Genomic DNA, 21565 nt, shown 5'->3' with positions numbered 1-21565 from the left:
GTTCAAGTGATATGGATGTTGTCGTTTATGCTCCTGCATCAATCGGTAATGTCAGTGTAGGTTTTGATGTGCTGGGGGCCGCTGTGTCTCCAGTGGATGGCACATTGCTTGGTGACCGAGTAATGGTTAAAGCCGGTGATGAACCATTCTCGCTAAAAACAGCAGGCAGCTTTGTTTCTAAGCTGCCAACTGAAACCAAAGAAAATATTGTCTACGACTGCTGGGTTGTGTTCTCTCGCGAGTTAGACAAGAAAGGTATCTCAGTTAAGTCTCTAGAGATGACGCTAGAGAAGAACATGCCTATTGGCTCTGGTTTAGGATCAAGTGCATGTTCAATTGTCGCGGCGCTTGATGCCTTGAACCGTTTTCATGGTCAACCGTTGAATGAAACTGAACTGCTTGCTCTGATGGGTGAAATGGAAGGTAAGATTTCAGGTGGCATACATTACGATAACGTAGCGCCATGTTACCTTGGTGGTGTGCAGCTTATGCTTGAAGAATTAGGCATTATTAGCCAAGAGGTTCCATGTTTTGACGATTGGTATTGGGTAATGGCTTACCCGGGCATCAAGGTTTCAACGGCTGAAGCGCGAGAGATTTTGCCTTCTCAGTATCGCCGACAAGATGTGATTGCTCATGGTCGTCATTTAGCGGGCTTTATTCATGCTTGTCACTCTGGTCAGCCAGAGCTAGCCGCTAAGATGATCAAAGACGTGATTGCTGAACCATATCGTGAGAAACTGCTTCCAGGGTTTGCTGATGCACGCAAATATGCAACGTCAGCAGGAGCATTAGCTACTGGAATTTCTGGTAGTGGCCCTACGCTATTTAGCATTTGCAAAGAACAAGATGTCGCCGAGCGTGTTGCACGCTGGTTAGAACAAAATTACGTACAAAATGAAGAAGGATTCGTCCACGTTTGTCGCTTAGATAAACAAGGTTCGATCGTTACAGGAAGTGAGTTATGAAGCTGTACAACATCAAAGAAAACGATGAGCAAGTCTCTTTTGGCCAAGCCGTTCGTCAAGGTCTAGGCCGTAACCAAGGTCTATTTTTCCCATCAGAGCTGCCTAAGTTCGATGACATCGATGCACTACTTGCAGAGGACTTTGTCCCTCGTAGTTCAAAGATTCTTTCTGCTCTAATTGGTGATGAGTTACCAAAGGAACAGATTGATCAATTAGTGGATGCGGCATTCCAATTCCCAGCACCGATCAACCAAGTGAAAGACGGTGTTTACGCACTTGAACTGTTTCACGGTCCAACGTTGGCATTTAAAGATTTCGGTGGCCGTTTTATGGCTCAATCTTTAGCAGCGGTTTCTGATGGCGGTCAAATCACTATCTTGACGGCAACATCGGGTGATACTGGCGCTGCGGTTGCACACGCATTCTACGGTATGGAAAACATCAACGTTGTTATCCTATATCCGAAAGGCAAGATCAGCCCACTGCAAGAAAAGCTATTCTGTACGCTAGGTAAGAACATTCACACTGTAGCGATTGATGGCGATTTTGATGCGTGTCAGGCATTAGTAAAAGACGCGTTTGACGACGCTGAATTGCGTAAAGAGATTGGCTTAAACTCAGCAAACTCAATCAACATCAGCCGTTTGATGGCTCAGATCTGTTACTACTTTGAGGCGGCTTCTCAGCTAACCAAAGAGCAACGTGAAAATCTGGTTATCTCTGTACCAAGTGGTAACTTTGGTAACCTAACTGCGGGTCTATTAGCGAAAGCGCTAGGCTTACCGGTTAAACGCTTCATTGCAGCAACCAACGAAAACGACACAGTTCCTCGTTATCTAGAAACAGGTCAATGGGATCCAAAACCAACGGTTGCGACAACATCGAACGCGATGGATGTGAGCCAACCAAACAACTGGCCACGTATCGAAGAGCTTTGCCAATTGAAAGGTTGGGGACTGGATACTTTGGGTAAAGGTAAAGTATCTGATGAGCAGAGTGCTGAATCAGTACGTGATCTAAAGGCTCAAGGCTACCTGTGTGAACCTCATGGTGCGATTGCTTACCGTCTATTGGAAGAGCAACTGCAAGAGAATGAGACTGGCCTATTCTTGTGTACGGCACACCCGGCTAAATTCAAAGAAGTGGTTGATGACATCTTAGGTACTGACATTGAACTTCCTGGCCCGCTGGCTAAGCACGCGGTGATGGAGTTGTTGTCTGAAGATCTAGACAACGATTTTGAAGCTTTGAAAGTGGTACTTCGCCGAGTTCAACCAGCTTAATCTGGTAGAGCCTAGAAGTGCAGACCTGTATAATTTAGGTCGTTGAGAGAAAGGTGAATGAGTAATCATTCACCTTTTTTATTGCCTGAGTGATTTTTAGAAGTAAGCTCTAGTGAAGTATTTTCTTCAGCTTGATGGGGTTGACTCAAGCTCGGTAACTGAACTGAACTGAACTGAACCAAAGCTTAATAGAAAGGGGTAGTATGAATTTTTTGATTTTTCTTGGATCTGTACGTGAGAGCACACCGCCAAGACCTGCTCGATTAGGGATGAGAGTCAGTAAAGCGTGTGAAAAGTTACTGGTGGAGAAGCATTCTGAGCATACGGTCGAAATCATCGATCCTTTGAATTACGATTTTGGCGATGTATTTAAGCCTGAGTTTTCTTATCATCGTTCTAAAGTGCCAGCACATCTTGCAGAATTAGCCGACAAGATCGCCAAGGCTGACGGCTACGTGATGGTTAGCCCGGAATACAATCATTCGATGAGCCCAGCGTTAGCCAATATTCTCAACCATTTTGGCAGCTCACTATTTTCATATAAGCCGAGTGCGATTGTGACTTACTCTGCGGGTCAATGGGGCGGGGCAAGAGCATCCGTTTCGATGCGAACCTTCTTATCAGAGTTAGGTTGTTTACCGGTTTCTGCGATGATTCATCTGCCTAAAGCACAAGAAGTGTTTGATGAAGAGGGCTGCGTTGTTCAAGAGTCAGAACAAGCGCAATGGGATGAGTACATGAACCGAACCTTCCATCAACTGATGTGGTGGGCACAAGGGGCGGCGTTGCAAAGAGAAAATATTAATCCAACTGCTTTAGCGAAAGCCTTCACCAAAGATCCTTCTCAACGAAATGCGCCATAACCCGATTTGATTGGTGGCAGTATTTGGTTAATTCTGAGTTAGCGTTGAGATACTTGGTTGATTTTGCGTTGAGATCGTTAGTAATAAGAAGTGGGTAATACCAAAACTAAAAAAGCTTGGCCATTTCTGACCAAGCTTTTTAAATCTTTAACGCTCTACTTTACTGAGATTATAGAGACTCAGTGAACGTACGTGCGATAACGTCACGTTGCTGTTCAGTAGTTAGAGAGTTGAAACGTACAGCGTAACCCGATACACGGATAGTTAGCTGTGGGTAGTTCTCTGGGTGAGCAACAGCATCTTCTAGCGTTTCACGCTTAAGAACGTTAACGTTTAGGTGTTGACCACCTTCGATACGTGGTGCTGCTTCGATAGCAACTTCACGGCTTTCGTACTCGCCTAGGTCTGCAGCTGAGATAACTTGGTCAGCTTCGAAACCTGAAGTAGCAACAACACAACGAGCTTCATTCTTCTCGCTATCTAGTAGCCAGATTGAGTTTAGTAGGTCATCGTTTGCTGCTTTAGTAATTTGAATACCTTGGATCATAACTATCTCCTAGTCCACTGAATGTGGTTTGATTATGGTGTTAACTTTCGATTTTTATTGAGCTGGGTAATATATACCTAATATTAGTAAGGTTAACATTGATTTAAGTCAAAAAACAACCAAAAACCATATTTTTACAAAGGTGATTATATTGAGGTAAATCAATAAATCCTTTGAAAACAAACTAATTACAAAATATTTTAAAGTATAAAAAATATTTAACAGTCTTATTTGTTGTAAGTTTACTACATTTGTTGTGTTTTTATTGAACTACAAACGATACGACCCTTTATTTATTAAGCATTCTGAAAGTGTAAAGTGATTTAATGACAAACAATAATTCATCTTCAAAACCTCAAACCAATATTAAGTTTATTGGTGCTCATGTGTCTGCTGCGGGCGGTGTCGATCAGGCGCCAATGCGTGCTCGTGAGATTGGCGCCAATGCTTTTGCACTGTTCACCAAAAACCAAAGACAGTGGGCAGCAAAGCCGCTAGAAGCTAAAACCATCAGCGCCTTTAAAGCCAACTGCAAAATGTTAGGTTTTAGCGCTGAACACATCCTTCCTCATGATTCCTACCTTATTAACTTAGGAGCACCAGAAGAAGAGAAGCTAGAGAAATCACGTGCGGCTTTTATTGATGAAATGGAGCGTTGTAATCAACTTGGACTAACGCTTTTGAATTTTCATCCTGGGAGTCATTTAAAGAAAATCTCAGAAAGCGAATGTTTGGCTAAGATCGCTGAGTCGATTAATTTGGCTCACCAAGCGGTGCCTGATGTGATTGCGGTGATTGAGAATACCTCGGGGCAGGGCACGAACCTTGGCTGGAAGTTTGAGCACCTAGCAGAGATCATCGACCAAGTAGAAGATAAGTCACGTGTTGGTGTGTGCTTAGACACCTGCCATACGTTCACTGCTGGCTATGACCTACGAACAAAAGAAGCGTGTGAGCATACTTTTGCTGAGTTCGACCGCATCGTGGGTATGCACTATCTAAGAGCAATGCACATCAATGATTCAAAAGCTGAGTTCGCGAGTCGAGTCGATCGACATCATTCTTTAGGAAAAGGCGAAATTGGCTGGGATTGTTTTGAGTATATTGCCTCTGATTCTCGCTTTAATGGTATCCCTCTTATCTTGGAAACCATTGATTCGACGATCTGGAAAGAGGAAATTCAACAACTTAGAATGTTTCATCGCTCAGCAACGGTAGTCAGCGAAGAAGCGTAATAATAGAGGGGAAAATTTATTTCCGTCTATTTCTAATAATTGGCACCTTTCTTTCATAGTATTAAAGTGAATATGTAGTTCACGATGTCTTAGAGGAGGTGCCTTTATGTATTCAATCACCCAAACTTCAACTGTTGCTGTCGCACGCCGTTTACCAACACCAAACCGTCACGTGCATAACCACGGGCACCATCGTACACAGCAGAAAAGTGGTTAATCGAGATAAACACAACTTGAACTGATTATTATGATTCATCAACAAGTGAACCCTACACATCATGTTTATTGATAGCTGTATGAGGTATAACTAGAGCCTAATTTAGGACAGTTAGCCGATACAGCTATTTTTTTGTCTGGCGAAAGCCGCTAGAAACCTTGATGATTGGGAAGTAAAACGATGAGCGCACCAAAGACTTGGGAATCCATTATTAATGATGAACGTGAGAAAGCGTACTTTCAGAGTGTGCTCGCGTTTGTTGAACAGCAACGCAATAGTGGGAAAACCGTCTACCCTCCTCAAGAGCAGGTGTTCAGTGCTTTTGATATGACGCCTTTTGAGTCCGTACGCGTGGTTATCCTTGGGCAAGACCCTTATCACGGTGCCAACCAAGCTCACGGCTTAGCCTTCTCTGTGCTGCCTGGCGTTAAAATCCCACCGTCTCTGCGTAATATGTACAAAGAACTCGCACAAGATATAGAGGGCTTTGAGATCCCTACTCATGGTTACCTCGATACTTGGGCATCTCAAGGGGTGTTAATGTTGAATACGGTACTGACAGTCGAAGAGGCAAAAGCACACTCACATGCTAAGTGTGGTTGGGAAACCTTTACCGATACCATCATTGCTGAGCTGAATCAGCGTTCTGAGCCGATCATCTTCTTACTGTGGGGCGCGCATGCTCAAAAGAAAGGCCAAGCCATTGATGCAGACAAACATCATGTGTTGGTTGCACCTCATCCATCACCATTATCAGCACGCCGTGGTTTCTTCGGTTGTCAGCATTTCTCGATGACCAACGAGCTACTCTCTTCTATTAATCAACAGCCCATCGATTGGACATTACCACTGGCACTGTAGATTGATGATTTTCTGAGCAGGGTCAAACCACAAATTGCTATCTTCATATACACTTATAAATAGTAGGTGTAATGGAGTGCAATACTATGATGATTGAAAGGATAAGAAGAGAGCACGGTTATATGGCTCGTTTGCTCGCGATTCTCAAGAGTAAATTAGAGTGCCTAAAGCAAGAGCGTGACATTAACTATAGCTTGATCGCTGAGGTGGTTCATTACTTGATGAACCATTCAGATAAGGTACACCACCCTAAAGAAGACATTATTTATCGTTATTATCTCAAGCAGTACGGCAGTGACCAAGTAATTGAAGACTTGGAATTAGAGCATCAACTGCTTTCTGAGAAAACGGCTGACTTTTTAGGTTTGGTCGACATGATCTTGCAAGATGCGGTTGTTCCTCAGCAGTTTTTTATTGAACAACTAGAAGGTTTTGTCGCTGTTCAGAAAAAGCATATGGAACTGGAAGAAAGGTTCATTATCCCCAAGATTGTGGATGCGTTTACGGTACAAGATTGGCAAGAGGTCGAATCGCAATGGCAACTGCCTGAAGATGACCCTGTATTCGGGCAAACCATCGCAGACCAGTATAAGCAGTTAGCAGATCGAGTTCGCCAAAGTGAAGGCGAATGTGTGTAGTGAATGGATTGGCTCTCACAAAAAATAAAGGCACCGTTTAGGTGCCTTTATCATTCAATTTATTTGTTGTTCTGATTAAAGCTTAATATCGTCTAAGCTAAAATCGAGACCGAGATTCATCTCTCTGAGCTCTTTCTCAAGCTGTCTACGATCGTTGATCGCCTCAATTTCTCGCCATTTTCGTTTAAGTGGTTTTGAGCGAGTCTTGGTAGCAACGCGTGGTAATTCTAGTTCTGATATTTCATCAAATTGAAAGTGGTCCATAAGCTATATCTCCATCCGTGGGCTAGTCTTTACAGACTATCAGATACCATATTTGGTTCTACAATAACCTTGATTTGTTTCTCATTTGTTTCAAATTCATGAAGGTTTTGTTTGTGTTTCCTATGCATGCTCACACATTACTGTTTATTTTCTGTATAAAAAACAAGCAAACAGACTGACGTAAACGATTAAATTACGCGTGTTTTAATGTTAATTCATTGTGCGAAAGGAATAGTACTTTAACGACAATGCATACAGCTGCGTATTGTGTGATGAAGGGGAGGGGTTTAATCGCTATAGAAAAAATCACAGATCTTCACTAAACCTTGTAAAACCTAGGCTGGTGCTATTTTTATCGAATATCATTCTTGTTAAACCAAGGCACTGGCCATTGTTGATATTATGTCCCGATAATGTGACTTTTATTGGGCTTGATTGTTGAAAGTTGTGTTAATAAAACGTGTGTTATTAGTGAAATGTCATTTAAATATTAATCTATTTGCATATTGATTTTTAGGCCGTCTCGCTGCATTATCCGCCCGTCAAAAAATACACTGATACGTAAAATGGATGCATGAAGCGACATTTACAATCTAGATCGCAACAAATAAATATAAAACGAATGCCGATACAACATTGACACTGGCATTGGCGATTTAGAGGAAGGCTCGGAAGCAAGATCGGTGCTTAAACTCAATTACGAGGTTCACGTGACAGACTTAATCAATTTGATGAACGATCTCCTTTGGGGATCTATCTTAGTTTACTTACTCGTTGGTGTGGGTATCTACTTCACTGTACGACTAGGCTTCATTCAATTCCGCCATTTCGGCCACATGTTCTCTGTTCTTAGAAACAGCCGTAAAGCAGACAGTGCTGGTATCTCTTCTTTCCAAGCTCTTTGTACTAGTCTAGCTGCTCGTGTAGGTACAGGTAACATGGCAGGTGTTGCAGTTGCTCTTACCGCTGGTGGCCCTGGTGCTATCTTCTGGATGTGGCTAATTGCCATGCTAGGTATGGCAACATCGTTTGCAGAAAGCACACTGGCACAGCTATACAAAACGCGTGATAACGACGGTAACTACCGCGGCGGTCCTGCATACTACATGGAGAAAGGCCTAGGTATGCGTTGGATGGGGGTTCTATTCTCTATCTTCCTAATCATCGCATTCGGTCTAGTCTTCAACGCAGTTCAAGCGAACGCGATTGCAAGTGCAATGAACACGGCATTCGACTTCGAGCGTAGCTACGTTGGTGTTGGTATCGTTATTATCTCTGCATTCGTTATCTTCGGTGGTATCCGTAAGATTGCTCGCACTGCAGAAATCATTGTTCCAATCATGGCACTGGCTTACTTAGCTATCGCTATCTACGTAATGCTAATGAACATTGAGAAAGTGCCTGAAGTTCTGGCTCTTATCTTCAAGAGTGCATTCGGTCTGCAAGAAGCAGCAGCGGGTGGCCTAGGTTACGCGATCGCACAAGCGATGATTAACGGTATCAAACGTGGTTTGTTCTCGAACGAAGCGGGTATGGGTTCTGCGCCAAACGCAGCAGCTTCTGCTACGCCTTATCCACCGCACCCAGCATCGCAAGGTTATGTGCAAATGCTAGGTGTGTTCATGGACACAATTGTTATCTGTTCTGCAACAGTAGCAATCATCCTGATGTCTGGTGAGTATGTACCACACGGTGAAGTAACGGGTATCGAACTAACGCAACGTGCACTAACAGCACAAGTTGGTGAATGGGGCGGCATCTTTGTAGCGGTAGCGATTTTCTTCTTCGCTTTCACTTCAATCATTGCAAACTACTCGTACGCTGAAACGAACCTTATCTTCCTAGAGCACAACAACAAGAAGGGCCTAGTGCTGTTCCGTATTGTTGTACTGGGTATGGTTATGTTCGGTTCTCTCGCGACACTGCCAACGGTATGGGCATTAGCTGACGTATCGATGGGCCTAATGGCGATTGTGAACTTGGTAGCGATTATCTTGCTATCGGGTATCGTGATTAAGCTAGCGAAAGACTACAACCGTCAATTAGACGCGGGTAAAGTACCCACGTTCGATGCGGATGATTTCCCAGAGCTTAAAGCTCAATTGGAAGATGGTATTTGGGTTAACAACAAGAAGAAGTAATCTTGTTGGAGTGATTCATCACCCATCCTAAAATCATTAGAAAGGCTAAGGTTTCGACCTTAGCCTTTTTCTTTGCCTGCGATTTCTATCTGTTTGCAATTTCTATCTGTCTACGATTTTTCTTTGTAAGCGACTTACAGCTAGATTTATCTATCAAAGTAATAGGAAGAGTCATAAAGACAAGTTGATGTTTTTTCTATACTCTAGCTGCATTCAGTTAGATAACCGATTAGGGTAAAGTTATGTTAGTTGTCGTTTCTCCAGCCAAGACATTAGATTACGAATCACCATTAGCGACTGAGCGCTTCAGCCAGCCAGAGTTTGTTGAACACTCTGCAGAGCTTATTGAAGTGTGTCGTAAGCTGACACCTGCTGATGTATCAGCATTGATGAAGGTAAGCGATAAGATTGCTGGGCTGAACGTAGCGCGCTTTGAGCAATGGAGCGAGACCTTTACCCAAGAGAATGCTCGCCAAGCTATTTTGGCGTTCAAAGGTGACGTCTACACAGGCTTAGATGCTGAAACATTGTCGGACGATGATTTTGACTACGCACAGAATCATCTACGCATGCTTTCTGGCCTATATGGGTTGTTGAAGCCATTGGATTTGATGCAGCCTTACCGTCTAGAGATGGGTACACGCTTAGCCAATGAGCGTGGCACTAACTTGTACCAGTTCTGGGGCAACATCATCACAGACAAGCTGAATGAGGCGTTGAATGCTCAAGGCGATAATGTGTTGATCAATCTAGCATCGAACGAATACTTTAAAGCGGTGAAGCCGAAGAGCCTTGATGGTCAAATCATCACGCCAGTTTTTAAAGATTGCAAGAATGGCCAGTACAAGGTGATCAGCTTTTACGCGAAGAAAGCGCGTGGCATGATGGCTCGCTACATTATTGAGAACAAAATCGATTCAGTGGAAGCGCTGACCAAGTTTGATATGGCGGGTTACTACTTCGTTGAAGAAGAGTCGAACGCGAAAGAGTTAGTCTTCAAGCGTGAAGAGCAAAACTAGTAGCCCTTGGCTAATTGGTTACTCTCGGTTTGAGTTTGAGTTTGAAATTAGAGGCCTAGTTATTTAGCCTGATAACAAGCCAGACAATAATAAACCAGATAAAGAAAAGCCCCATGCAGATAACTGCATGGGGCTTTTTATTGAATTATTGAAAGGCGGTTAGATTACTTGTTCTTAACGGCTTTCTTTTTCTTAGCGATTTTCTTTTTCTTAGCAATTTTTTGCTTCGCTACCGCTTTCTTGTCTTCTTTCTTCGGTTTCTTCTTCTTCGTTACCGCGGCTTTCTTATGCGTTGGACGCATGCCTTCGATGAAGCGCTCTTTGATCGCATCTTCAGTGTAACGAGCAACACGCTCAATCATTAGCTGATCGTGCGCTTCAATGATAGAAACCGCGTTACCTTTTTTACCTGCACGAGCCGTACGGCCGATACGGTGTAGGTAGACATCTGCTGTACGCGGCATGTCGTAGTTAATAACGTGGCTCACATCTGGAAGGTCGATACCACGAGCTGCGACGTCAGTTGCCAGCAGTACGTTGATAGAACCATCGCGGAAACGAGAAATCGCGTTGTTACGACGATCTTGAGGCATTTCACCTTGGATCCATACACACGGGATCTGTGCGCTTTCTAGTTGAGCTCGTAGGTCACCTAGGCGGTCACGAGTCTTCAAGAATATGATGCTGCGTTCAGCTTGCTCTGTGATGATATGTTTTAGGATATCAAGCTTGTGCTTAGCTGAATCGGCGCGGTGATACCATTGAGTGATCTTCTTACGTTCACGCAGTGATGATTTCGCATCGATCTCAGCTGGGTTTTTCAGAAGATCTTCAGTGAAACCTTCAATACCTTTACCTTCTAGCGTTGCTGAGAATAGTAAAGTTTGTTTACGCCAGCGACACTCTGCAGACAGACGGTCAACAACAGGACCAAAGCCCATGTCTAGCATACGGTCAGCTTCATCGAGAACTAACCATTCAATCGCACGGCAGTCAAAACGCTCGCCTTCAATGTATTCCATTAAACGACCAGGTGTTGCGACTACGATATCTTGAGTTGTGCTTAAGATATCTGCGTGCTCTTGGTACATCACACCGCCCGTGATCGTGAAGATGTTCAGGCTGGTGTATTTAGCAAGCTCACGTGCTTGTTCGGTGATCTGCATTGCTAGCTCACGCGTTGGCGTCAGGATAAGCATACGTGCAGGGCCAGATTTCTTACGTGGGAAATCCAGTAGGTATTGCAGTGCTGGCAATACAAATGATGCTGTTTTACCAGTACCTGTTGGCGCAGAAGCCAAAACGTCTCTTCCATCTAACGCTTGTGGGATTGCTTCAGCTTGTATCTGTGTTGGACGTTCGTAGCCCATTTCGTCAATTGCTTTAAGCAGCTCTTGGTTTAGATCGAGTTCTGCAAAGGTTCTGATCACTGTTGTTTCTCCACAAGCAATAAATGTTTCTGCCTCAAAAAGCAGACGATAAAAAAGAGTAGTCGGACATTATAGAAGCATTAGTGATTAGGATCACATGGTATTTGCTACATCTTGAGATAAAAATCTTTAGTAAGGGCAATAAATGCCTCGCTATAACCGCCATCGTGATGGATCGTAAGCGATTCACGCTGCAAATCTTGCTCGCAAGCAGGATCTTTAGACAATTCAAACAAGACTCGAAGTGCCTGTTTTCTATCTGTTGTTTTCACATCAAGGCGCTTTGCTAGGTACCAACCACATTGTTGGGCAAGCTTGATGAAGCCTTCTCCTTCGGGCGTCGGCAGTATAAAAGTGGCAGTGGCGGCATCAGTTGTTATCTCGAAACATCGCTCAGCAAGTTGCAGATGATCCAAGCTGTCGGTATGTCTGGCGGTGGCTCTTTGGTTTTGCTGCGCCTGCTCTCCAGAGTTGAAGTAGGGCGGGTTACAAATTATTGAATCAAATCGTTGCGAGAAATCCGTGGTTAGCACACTGCCATGATGAAGGGAGATGCGATCTTGCCATGGTGATTGCTTAATATTGACTGTTGCGGCATCAATGGCGTGCTGATCAATATCGATCGCTGAGATAGAGCTGTCTTCAAAACGTTGTGCAACCATTAAGGCTAATAGGCCAGTTCCAGTGCCAATGTCGAGTATGCTTTCTTTATGAGCAAGGTTTGCCCACGCGCCAAGTAACACGCCATCGGTACTAACAGGCATGCCACTTTGTCCTCCGTAAATAGAGAATTTTTTGAAATTGAAGCTTTTGGTTTCTGTTTTTTTGTCTTTCATGAATGTTCTGGATATCGATATATTTTAAGTGATTAGCTCTAATGTTAATTAATTGTATGGCTCAATGTTCTATTTGAGAATCCATTGTTGTTAATTATGGTTAGTTTATAATTATGGCAATATTTCCATATCTAGTGGAATCCACTGCTTTTGGTTCTCAAATGCAAATTTATATGGTGTTTTTTTGTGGTGACTTGCAGCTAGCTAAGTGTTTCGTCATTATGCGCGACTATTTTATAGATTGATTGGCAGCTTCTAGCTGTAACATTCATGTAAGCACAACATAAATTCATAAATATAATTAAGGATTATCTGTGAAACAGAGTCTAAAACTAACAGATATAATGGCATTGGGCTTTATGCTTTTTGCGTTTTTCTTGGGTGCGGGTAACATCATCTTCCCACCTCTTGCTGGCCAATTGGCTGGTGACCACTTTCTTCCAGCGATGTCTGGTTTCCTGCTGACCGCCGTTGGTCTGCCGTTAATCACAATCGTCGCAGTTGCAGTGGCGGGTGGCTCTTGGGGTCACCTAACTAAAGATCTTCCAAAGCAAGCTGCTACCATCATGGCTGTGCTGATCTTTATCATCATCGGTCCTGCATTTGCAGCACCACGTACCGGTCTTGTTGCTTATGAGATGGCGGTGAAACCGTTCTTCATCGATGCCTCTCAAGCCCACCTAACTCTCTTTTCGATTGCATTTTTTGTGGTAGCGATGTTCTTCTCATGGTCGCAAGGTAAGCTTATCGACGTGATTGGTAAGGTACTAACACCTGCACTATTCGTTGGTTTGGTTGTACTTGCGATTGCTGTGTTCGTTAACCCTCAAGGCGATATTCTTGCGGCTCACGGTGAGTACATCACTCAGCCAATGACCAAAGGTTTCCTTGAAGGCTACAACACCATGGATACTTTTGCTTCTTTGATGTTTGGTATGCTGATTGTTGACGCGATTCGTAGCAAGGGTATTACAGACCGTGCAGCGACGACTAAGTATCTGATCAGCGCAGGTTGCATTGCAGCAGCTGGTCTAGCGTTTGTTTACATCTCTCTGTTCTTCCTAGGCGCAACAAGTGCAACAGTTGCTGCGGGTGCGGACAATGGTGGTGCTATCTTAAGCCTTTACGTTCAATCGTTGTTTGGTCCTTCTGGTCAGCTAGTGCTTTCTGTGATTGTACTATTGGCATGTCTAACAACGGCGATTGGCCTTGTATCAGCATGTTCTGATTACTTCAGCTCGCTAACGCCTCTGTCTTACAAGACTTGGGTAATCATTAACGGTGTAGCTTGTGCAACCGTAGCGAACGTAGGTCTTTCTCAACTGATTTCTCTGTCTGTACCAGTATTGTTTGCGCTTTACCCGGTCGCTATCGCTCTAGTAGCACTGACGTTCTTGCGTAGCCGTTTCCCTAATCCAAAAGCGGCTTACCGCGTAGTGGTATTAGTATCGTTGATGTTTGCTCTAATTGATGGCGCTAAAGTAGCGGGTGTCGATGTGTCTGCACTTAAGATGCTGCCATTGTTCGAGATTGGTATGGGTTGGTTGCTTCCAACGGCTGCTGCAATCATCTGTATGTTCTTTGTTGGTAAATCAACAGAACAAGAGATGGCGAAAGAGACTGTTTAATCTTCCGTTGAGATTAAATCGTTAGTCCGTATTCAATACAAAGTTGAATAGAAAAGGCCTCATTACTGCGCAGTAATGAGGCCTTTTTGTATTCTGTTGTTTCGGAGCGTTCGGTTCGGTTTAAACTTAGAACTTAGAACTTAAAGCTTTTCGCTGTACTCGACCAGTACTTGTTCAACCCAAGTTGCGATACGTTCGTCGCTGAGTTCGTACTGTGAATCTTCATCCAGAGCTAAACCAACAAACTGAGATTTGTCTTCTGTTAATGCTTTAGATGCTTCGAATTCGTAGCTGTCATCGTTTGGCCAGAAGCCGACAAACTCAGCGCCTGCGGTTTTCAGTTCATCATGCAATAGTCCCATCGCATCTAAGAACCACTCACCGTAGCCTTCTTGATCTCCTAGACCAAATAGAGCCACAACCTTGCCTTTCATTGGCGTGGTTGCGATGTCTTCCCACAACTCATTCCAATCTTCTTGAATTTCACCGAAATCCCACGTTGAGATGCCAAGCAGTAAAAGGTCGTAGTCCGCCATAAAAGAAAGAGGGGTTTCTTTCACGTTATGGATATCAACTAGGTCTTCACCAATAATACCGCGAATTTTCTCTGCTGCCATTTCGGTATAGCAGGTGGTTGAGCCGTAAAATAATCCAATTTTCATAGCAAACGTTCGATTTTAATTTCAGATGGCGAATTCTAACCATAAATCGACTTCGATTGCAGCGATTATCCGCTCAAGTCGTAATTTTTATGGCATTCATATTTGCTCTGACATACTCTCAAAACAGTTTCCAATATTGTGAGTAACACTATGCAGTCGCCTCAAGGGCAGAGCGCAGACCACGGTCTCGTTGAGCAGTTTTTAGATGCTATGTGGATGGAGAGAGGGTTATCAGAGAATACACTCGTCTCTTATCGTACGGATTTATCCAAACTACTTACGTGGATGGAAAAGCATAATTATCGCCTCGATTTTATTAGTCTGTCAGGGTTACAAGACTATCAAGGCTGGTTAGCCGACGCAGATTTCAAACAGACTTCTCGTGCTCGTATGTTGTCTGCCATTCGTCGTTTGTTCCAATATTTACATCGCGAGAAAGTAAGAGCCGACGATCCTAGTGCGCTATTGATCAGCCCGAAACTGCCGAAGCGCTTACCGAAAGACTTAAGTGAAGAGCAAGTGGATTCGCTGCTTGAAGCGCCAGATCCAAACGACCCCATTGAGCTTCGCGATAAAGCGATGCTTGAGTTACTCTATGCAACTGGACTTCGTGTGACAGAGCTCGTTAGCCTGACCATGGAAAACATCAGCCTAAGGCAAGGTGTGGTGCGTGTGATCGGTAAAGGTGGCAAAGAGCGCTTAGTGCCAATGGGCGAAAATGCGGTCGATTGGATAGAGACATTTATCGAGCAAGGTCGCCCACAATTGTTGGGTGATAATAGTTCGGATGTGGTTTTTCCGAGTAAACGAGCGAAGCAAATGACCCGTCAAACGTTCTGGTATCGTATCAAGCATTATTCGGTGATAGCGGGTATCGACACGGAATTATTGTCGCCACACGTCTTAAGGCATGCTTTTGCAACGCATTTACTGAACTATGGCGCAGATCTCAGGGTCGTACAGATGTTGCTTGGGCATAGTGACTTATCGACAACCCAAATTTATACTCACGTGGCGACTGAAAGGCTGAAGCAAATTCACGCTCAGCATCACCCACGTGCTTAAATCCATTTATTTTTAAGGTGAACTTAATGAGCGTATTACGCCGTCTTCCTCTATTAGCGCTTCCTCTCATGATTACTGCATGTAATGCATCAGAAGCGAAAGTAGAACAAACATCAACAGCCGTTGAAGTTGCTTCAGCACAAGCTGTTGATACAGCCGCGTTAACAAAGCGCTTTGAAAAAATCGGTATTAAGGTAGAAAAGATTGTTCCTTCAGATATCGATGGCCTGTTAGAAATTCAAACCAACAGCGGCATTATCTTTTCTTCTCCAGAGGGCGATCATTTTCTAGCGGGCACTCTTTACTCTTTGGATGACAACGGTAAGTTCAGCGACGTATTGGCCGAGCGTCAAGCTCCGCTTAATGCTGAAAAGGTCGCGGCATTGTCAGATACTGTTATCGAATATAAAGCCGATAACGAAAAGTACGTTGTGACGGTGTTTACTGACATTACGTGTGGCTACTGTGTTCGTCTACACAGCCAAATGCAAGGCTATAACGATCTGGGTATTACGGTTCGTTACATGGCTTACCCACGCCAAGGTGCGACCGGACAAGTTGCCGACCAAATGGCAGCAATTTGGGCTTCTGACGATCCAAAAGCAGCGATGCACAGTGCGAAAGCTGAACGTAAAATGCCAGCAGCGGGTACAGATCTTACCGAGCAGAAGCAAATCATAGCGAAGCAGTATCAATTAGGCCGTGAGCTTGGTATTAACGGTACACCTGCTATCGTACTAGCAAGTGGTGAATTGGTGAGTGGTTACTTACCGCCAGCACAACTTCTTCAACGTTTAGAGCAGTAAGCTTTATTCCGAGCAAATCAGTTTGGTTTAGAACAGCATGATTTGTTCAGAGCGATGAGACTCGTTGAACGTTATCTAACCTCGTCGCTCGTTGTTTTAATTTCCCCACGTTTTTGATTTAAGGAGTGGCCTGATTGATATCGGGCCCATTTTTATATGATAGAGATCCAACGCCGCCCTGAGGTCGATACTTCAGTTTTACCTGCTCACTTACCTGACTTGTTAAAGCGTATTTATGTGAGTCGCGGAATCGACAGTGCTGAGCAACTGGAGACGGCTGCGAAAGGCTTACACTCCTATCAAAAACTAGGCGGTATCGATGCTGCGGTAGAACTGCTTTTCAATGCGATTAAGCTTCAAAAGCGCATTATCGTTGTCGGTGATTTTGATGCTGATGGTGCGACGAGTTCCGCTTTGTCGGTGTTGGCACTGCGCATGCTGGGCAGTTCGAATGTCGATTATCTAGTACCGAACCGCTTTGAAGATGGCTACGGCTTGAGCCCTGAGGTTGTTGAACAAGCGATTGAGATTGGTGCCGAAGTGATCATGACCGTGGACAACGGTGTCTCTTCGATTGACGGTGTTCGCTTCGCTAAAGAGCAAGGCCTTGATGTGCTGGTTACCGATCATCACTTGCCGGGTAATGAACTGCCAATCGCTGATGCGATGGTGAACCCCAACCTAGAAAGCTGTGCATTTCCTTCAAAAGCACTAGCGGGTGTGGGTGTGGCGTTTTACCTGATGATGGCGCTGTGTGTTCATATGCGTAAATTGGGTTGGTTCGCACAACATGGCATGACAGAACCTAAGTTGATGGAGCTGATCGATTTGGTTGCGTTAGGTACCGTTGCCGATGTGGTACCACTCGATGAAAATAACCGTATTTTGGTTCATCAAGGTTTGCAGCGTATCCGTGCAGGCAAAGCGCGCCCGGGTATTCAGGCCTTGATTGAAATTGCTAAGCGAGACGCTAAGCGTTTGGTCGCTTCTGATTTTGGTTTTGCACTTGGCCCGCGTATCAATGCCGCAGGCCGATTGGATGATATGTCGTTTGGTGTTGAGTTGTTGATGAGCAATAACATTCACGCCGCGCGTCGAATGGCCAGCGAGTTAGATGGCTTGAACCAAACACGTAAAGAGATTGAAGAGGGCATGAAACAAGAGGCGATGGCTTTTTGTGAGCGCCTTGAGTTTGGTAAAGACGACTTGCCTTCTGGCTTAGCCCTGTTCCAACGTGATTGGCACCAAGGTGTAATTGGTATTTTGGCTTCGCGTATCAAAGATAAATACCACCGCCCAGTGATCGCATTCGCTGATGGTGGGGAAGGCAGTATCAAAGGTTCATGTCGCTCGATTCCGGGTTTGCACATGCGCGATGCACTTGACCGAATCGATACTCAAAACCCAGGCTTGATCTTGAAGTTTGGTGGTCATGCAATGGCAGCCGGTTTGACCATTATGGAAAAAGACTTCGAGCGATTTAGTAAGATGTTTGATGACGTTGTGCGCAAAGAGCTCGGTGAGACGGCGCTGAAGGGCATCATCCTGTCTGATGGTGAGCTGTTACCAGAAGAGTTCTCAATGCACACCGCTGAAACGTTGCGTTCTGGTGGTCCTTGGGGACAAGCGTTCCCTGAACCCATCTTCGACGGTGAGTTCAAAGTACTGCATCAAAAGTTGGTCGGTGAAAAACACCTTAAATTGATGCTAGAACCGTTATACAAAGGTCATCCAACTAACGTAATGATCGATGGTATTGCCTTCAACGTTGATTTACGTCGTTGGCCAGATGCGTCCGTGAAAACGGTGAATCTCGCATTTAAGCTGGATATCAACGAGTTTCGTGGCAACCAATCTTTGCAGTTGATGATTGATCATATTGAAGCTAAATAGCGTTATCTTTACTGAATAATGTTCACTATTTAGCCCCAAATTCAACAAGCTCTGCTCAAAAACAGGGCTTGTTTTCTTTCTTTCCCTTATAAATCCTACGTCTTTTTTCAGCCTGTCAAATTTATATCCCACTAAGTTATTGAATCTTGGCTTTCCACTCTAAAAAATTCTGTATCTCCGTCACACTTTTGAGTACAATTCTTCGGTTAAATTCTACTCATAAATGATGAGCTAAAATGTTTGAAATCAATCCTATTAAAAACCGTCTGCAGGATGTGTCTGAACGCACAAATATCCTGAGGGGGTATCTTTGACTATGACGCTAAGAAAGAGCGTCTAGAAGAAGTAAACGCAGAATTAGAACAACCGGATGTATGGAACGAACCTGAGCGTGCACAAGCGCTAGGTAAAGAACGTTCTGCATTGGAAGCGGTAGTAGAAACAATCGACTTACTTGACCAAGGTGTTGAGGATGTTGAAGGTCTATTAGAGCTTGCGGTTGAAGAAGAAGACCAAGAAACGTTTGACGAAATTGAACCAGAACTGGCTGAGCTAGAAGCTAAGTTAGAAAAACTGGAATTCCGTCGTATGTTTGCTGGCGATCACGACGCATCAGATTGCTACATCGATTTACAGTCAGGTTCGGGCGGTACAGAAGCTCAAGACTGGACTTCAATGATGTTGCGCATGTACTTACGTTGGGCAGATTCGAAAGGCTTCAAGACCGAAGTTATCGAAGTGTCTGATGGTGATGTTGCTGGCCTTAAAGGCGCAACGGTACGTATTTCTGGTGAATACGCTTATGGTTGGTTACGTACAGAGACTGGTGTTCACCGTCTGGTTCGTAAGTCACCATTTGATTCAAGTGGCCGTCGTCATACTTCATTTGCATCTGCGTTTATCTACCCAGAGATTGATGACAACATTACGATCGACATTAATCCTTCTGACTTACGTATTGACGTATACCGTGCCTCTGGCGCTGGTGGTCAGCACGTAAACACCACTGAATCGGCGGTACGTATTACTCACGTTCCAACCAACACAGTGGTTCAATGTCAGAATGACCGTTCGCAGCATAAGAACAAAGATCAAGCGATGAAGCAGCTACGTGCTAAGCTTTTTGAACTTGAGATTCAAAAACAAAATGCTGAAAAACAAGCGAGCGAAGAAACGAAATCAGACATCGGTTGGGGCAGTCAAATCCGCTCTTACGTACTGGATGATTCTCGTATCAAAGATTTGCGCACCGGCATCGAAAACCGTAACACTCAAGCGGTTCTTGACGGTGACTTAGACAAGTTTATTGAAGCTAGCCTGAAATCAGGTCTGTAAGCTTTACCAACTATTAAGCTTTACCAATAATATTGGTAAAAATGCCTATATTTGAAAAAATATAGCTGTCCAAATTATAAAAGCAGGGTACATCTCTAATGACTGATGCTGTTCAAAACGAAAACGCACAAGAAGCTTCTTCACCTGAAGAGAACAAACTAATCGCTGAGCGCCGCAGCAAGCTGGATCACATCCGCCTGAACTGCAAAGCTAACGGTCACCCAAATGACTTCCGTCGTGAGCACCTAGCTGGCGACCTTCAAGCGGAATTCGGTGAGAAGACTAAGGAAGAGCTAGAAGAGCTTAACCACATCGTTGCGATCGCTGGTCGTATTATGGCGAAGCGTGGTCCATTCCTTGCGATTCAAGAAACTTCTGGTCGTATCCAAGCATACGCAGCGAAAGACGTTCAAAAAGTACTAAAAGAGAAGTACCAAGGCCTAGATATCGGTGACATCATCGGTGTTAAAGGTGCGCTTCACAAGTCTGGTAAAGGCGACCTTTACGTGAACATGGAAGAGTTTGAATTGCTAACGAAAGCACTTCGTCCTCTGCCAGAGAAGTTCCACGGTCTAACTGACCAAGAGATGCGTTACCGTCAGCGTTACGTTGACCTAATCGTGAACGAAGACTCTCGTAACACATTCATCGTGCGTTCTAAGCTTGTGTCTTCAATCCGTAACTTCATGAGCTCAAAAGGCTACCTAGAAGTTGAAACGCCAATGATGCACGTGATCCCAGGCGGTGCAACAGCACGTCCATTCATCACTCATCACAACGCACTAGACATCGACATGTACCTACGTGTTGCACCTGAGCTTTACCTTAAGCGTCTAGTGGTTGGTGGTTTTGACCGTGTATTCGAGATCAACCGTAACTTCCGTAACGAAGGTCTTTCTCCACGTCACAACCCAGAATTCACAATGATGGAATTCTACCAAGCGTACTCTGACTACAAAGATCTAATGGATCTAACGGAAGAGATGCTAAGCACAGCAGCGATGGACGTTCTTGGTTCTACTTCTATGCCTTACGGTGACGAAACAGTTGAGTTCGGTGGCACTTACGCTCGTATGAGCATGTTCGATGCAATCAAACACTACACACCTGAAAATGCAAACATTCAAGCTCTGACTGAAGATGATCTTCAGAACAGAGAATTGATGGTTAAAATTGCAGAAGAAGTGGGCCTGTACGTTGAGAAGTTCTGGACATGTGGTCAGCTTCTTGAAGAGATCTTTGGTGAAACGGCTGAGCCTCAGCTAATTCAACCAACGTTCATCACGGGTTACCCAGCGGACATCTCTCCACTGGCTCGTCGTAGCGACAGCAACCCATTCTTCACAGACCGCTTTGAGTTCTTCATCGGTGGCCGTGAAGTAGCGAACGGTTTCTCTGAGCTTAACGATGCACAAGACCAAGACGAGCGTTTCAAAGCACAAGTTAACGCAAAAGACGCGGGTGATGACGAAGCTATGTACTACGATGCAGACTACATTACTGCACTAGAGCACGGCCTACCGCCAACAGCGGGTCAAGGTATTGGTATCGATCGCCTAGCGATGCTATTTACTAACACGCACACTATCCGTGACGTGATCTTGTTCCCGGCAATGCGTCCTCAAGCGTAATTTTCGCTGACAGGCTGTAACAGCTGATTCAATTTAAAAGCCACCTTCGGGTGGCTTTTTCTGTTTATAAGTGTCCAAAACCTTGCCTGTACCGCACTCTTGATTCGAAAAATCATTATTTCTGACATAGTCTTACTATTGAGACAAAAAATCTAAGATAGTCTCACTACTATACGTCTCTGCGCTGAATACGATCTCGCGGCATTTTTGTCGAACGATGAAGCCGTGACTCGTATTAGCCTG

General features: G+C 44.3%; 19 protein-coding genes. 14 read left to right on the top strand and 5 right to left on the bottom strand.

The window, feature by feature from the left end; translation table 11 throughout:
• Positions 1-11 precede the first annotated feature (11 nt).
• From thrB to OW495_RS06630, 3 genes are all read left to right on the top strand, one after another.
• The gene (gene thrB, locus OW495_RS06640) at positions 12-968 is read left to right on the top strand and encodes a homoserine kinase (RefSeq protein ID WP_009848413.1); all 957 of its coding nucleotides are present in this window, start codon (positions 12-14) and stop codon (positions 966-968) included.
• Positions 965-2251: a threonine synthase gene (gene thrC / locus OW495_RS06635; RefSeq protein WP_065105625.1), complete on the top strand. Its 1287-nt coding sequence runs from the start codon at positions 965-967 to the stop codon at positions 2249-2251. Before thrB ends, thrC begins: the two co-directional genes overlap by 4 nt.
• A gap of 203 nt (positions 2252-2454) precedes the next feature.
• Positions 2455-3114 carry an NAD(P)H-dependent oxidoreductase gene (locus OW495_RS06630; RefSeq protein ID WP_065113186.1) on the top strand — a complete coding sequence of 220 codons (660 nt, stop codon included), beginning with the start codon at positions 2455-2457 and terminating at the stop codon, positions 3112-3114.
• Positions 3115-3283: 169 nt separating this feature from the next.
• On the opposite strand, the gene grcA is transcribed toward OW495_RS06630, so the two are convergent.
• On the bottom strand, positions 3284-3661 hold the full coding sequence (grcA, locus tag OW495_RS06625; protein ID WP_009848415.1) for an autonomous glycyl radical cofactor GrcA: 378 nt from the start codon (positions 3659-3661) through the stop codon (positions 3284-3286).
• A 326-nt stretch (positions 3662-3987) separates the two neighbouring features.
• On the opposite strand from grcA, the gene nfo reads away from it, so the two are divergent.
• From nfo to OW495_RS06610, 3 genes are all read left to right on the top strand, one after another.
• Entirely contained in the window at positions 3988-4896 is a 909-nt protein-coding gene (nfo, locus tag OW495_RS06620) for a deoxyribonuclease IV (protein WP_102311239.1), read from the top strand.
• Positions 4897-5293: 397 nt separating this feature from the next.
• Entirely contained in the window at positions 5294-5974 is a 681-nt protein-coding gene (gene ung, locus OW495_RS06615) for a uracil-DNA glycosylase (RefSeq protein ID WP_102513255.1), read from the top strand.
• An 86-nt stretch (positions 5975-6060) separates the two neighbouring features.
• Positions 6061-6612 (top strand): hemerythrin domain-containing protein, encoded by a 552-nt coding sequence (locus OW495_RS06610; protein WP_017110542.1) that lies wholly within the window; start codon positions 6061-6063, stop codon positions 6610-6612.
• A 75-nt stretch (positions 6613-6687) separates the two neighbouring features.
• On the opposite strand, the gene OW495_RS06605 is transcribed toward OW495_RS06610, so the two are convergent.
• Positions 6688-6876 (bottom strand): DUF3545 family protein, encoded by a 189-nt coding sequence (locus tag OW495_RS06605; RefSeq protein ID WP_017110543.1) that lies wholly within the window; start codon positions 6874-6876, stop codon positions 6688-6690.
• 710 nt (positions 6877-7586) lie between these two features.
• Here OW495_RS06605 and OW495_RS06600 point away from each other — a divergent pair.
• Together OW495_RS06600 and yaaA are read left to right on the top strand one after the other, a co-directional pair.
• Complete coding sequence (locus OW495_RS06600) at positions 7587-9017, top strand: sodium:alanine symporter family protein (RefSeq protein ID WP_009848420.1); 1431 nt, start codon at positions 7587-7589, stop codon at positions 9015-9017.
• A gap of 242 nt (positions 9018-9259) precedes the next feature.
• Positions 9260-10036 (top strand): peroxide stress protein YaaA, encoded by a 777-nt coding sequence (yaaA, locus tag OW495_RS06595; RefSeq protein ID WP_102513256.1) that lies wholly within the window; start codon positions 9260-9262, stop codon positions 10034-10036.
• 164 nt (positions 10037-10200) lie between these two features.
• Here yaaA and srmB read toward each other — a convergent pair whose 3' ends face one another.
• Together srmB and OW495_RS06585 are read right to left on the bottom strand one after the other, a co-directional pair.
• Positions 10201-11466, bottom strand: coding sequence for an ATP-dependent RNA helicase SrmB (gene srmB, locus OW495_RS06590; protein WP_009848422.1), 1266 nt, complete (start codon positions 11464-11466; stop codon positions 10201-10203).
• A 107-nt stretch (positions 11467-11573) separates the two neighbouring features.
• On the bottom strand, positions 11574-12302 hold the full coding sequence (locus tag OW495_RS06585) for a methyltransferase (RefSeq protein ID WP_102513257.1): 729 nt from the start codon (positions 12300-12302) through the stop codon (positions 11574-11576).
• 314 nt (positions 12303-12616) lie between these two features.
• Here OW495_RS06585 and brnQ point away from each other — a divergent pair, with 314 nt between their 5' ends.
• On the top strand, positions 12617-13930 hold the full coding sequence (gene brnQ, locus OW495_RS06580; protein ID WP_102440857.1) for a branched-chain amino acid transport system II carrier protein: 1314 nt from the start codon (positions 12617-12619) through the stop codon (positions 13928-13930).
• A 140-nt stretch (positions 13931-14070) separates the two neighbouring features.
• On the opposite strand, the gene fldB is transcribed toward brnQ, so the two are convergent.
• Positions 14071-14592, bottom strand: coding sequence for a flavodoxin FldB (gene fldB, locus OW495_RS06575; RefSeq protein WP_004735008.1), 522 nt, complete (start codon positions 14590-14592; stop codon positions 14071-14073).
• A gap of 150 nt (positions 14593-14742) precedes the next feature.
• Between fldB and xerD the strand changes: the two genes are divergently transcribed.
• From xerD to lysS, 5 genes are all read left to right on the top strand, one after another.
• Positions 14743-15657 carry a site-specific tyrosine recombinase XerD gene (xerD, locus tag OW495_RS06570; RefSeq protein WP_065105633.1) on the top strand — a complete coding sequence of 305 codons (915 nt, stop codon included), beginning with the start codon at positions 14743-14745 and terminating at the stop codon, positions 15655-15657.
• Positions 15658-15683: 26 nt separating this feature from the next.
• Positions 15684-16463, top strand: a complete 780-nt coding sequence (locus OW495_RS06565) for a thioredoxin fold domain-containing protein (RefSeq protein ID WP_102340293.1) — start codon at positions 15684-15686, stop codon at positions 16461-16463.
• A 156-nt stretch (positions 16464-16619) separates the two neighbouring features.
• Entirely contained in the window at positions 16620-18356 is a 1737-nt protein-coding gene (gene recJ / locus OW495_RS06560) for a single-stranded-DNA-specific exonuclease RecJ (protein WP_017106788.1), read from the top strand.
• A gap of 236 nt (positions 18357-18592) precedes the next feature.
• A protein-coding gene (gene prfB, locus OW495_RS06555) for a peptide chain release factor 2 (RefSeq protein ID WP_099167407.1) occupies positions 18593-19691 on the top strand; the annotation gives its coding sequence in 2 pieces (ribosomal slippage) (positions 18593-18667 and positions 18669-19691; 1098 coding nt in all).
• A 98-nt stretch (positions 19692-19789) separates the two neighbouring features.
• The gene (lysS, locus tag OW495_RS06550) at positions 19790-21322 is read left to right on the top strand and encodes a lysine--tRNA ligase (protein ID WP_017110548.1); all 1533 of its coding nucleotides are present in this window, start codon (positions 19790-19792) and stop codon (positions 21320-21322) included.
• Positions 21323-21565: the final 243 nt, after the last annotated feature.

It is taken from the genome of Vibrio sp. 14N.309.X.WAT.E.F5 (assembly GCF_030397615.1).
Lineage (GTDB): Bacteria > Pseudomonadota > Gammaproteobacteria > Enterobacterales > Vibrionaceae > Vibrio > Vibrio lentus.
Note: the sequence above shows the minus strand (reverse complement) of the source record. Positions and strands in the feature narration are given on the sequence as shown.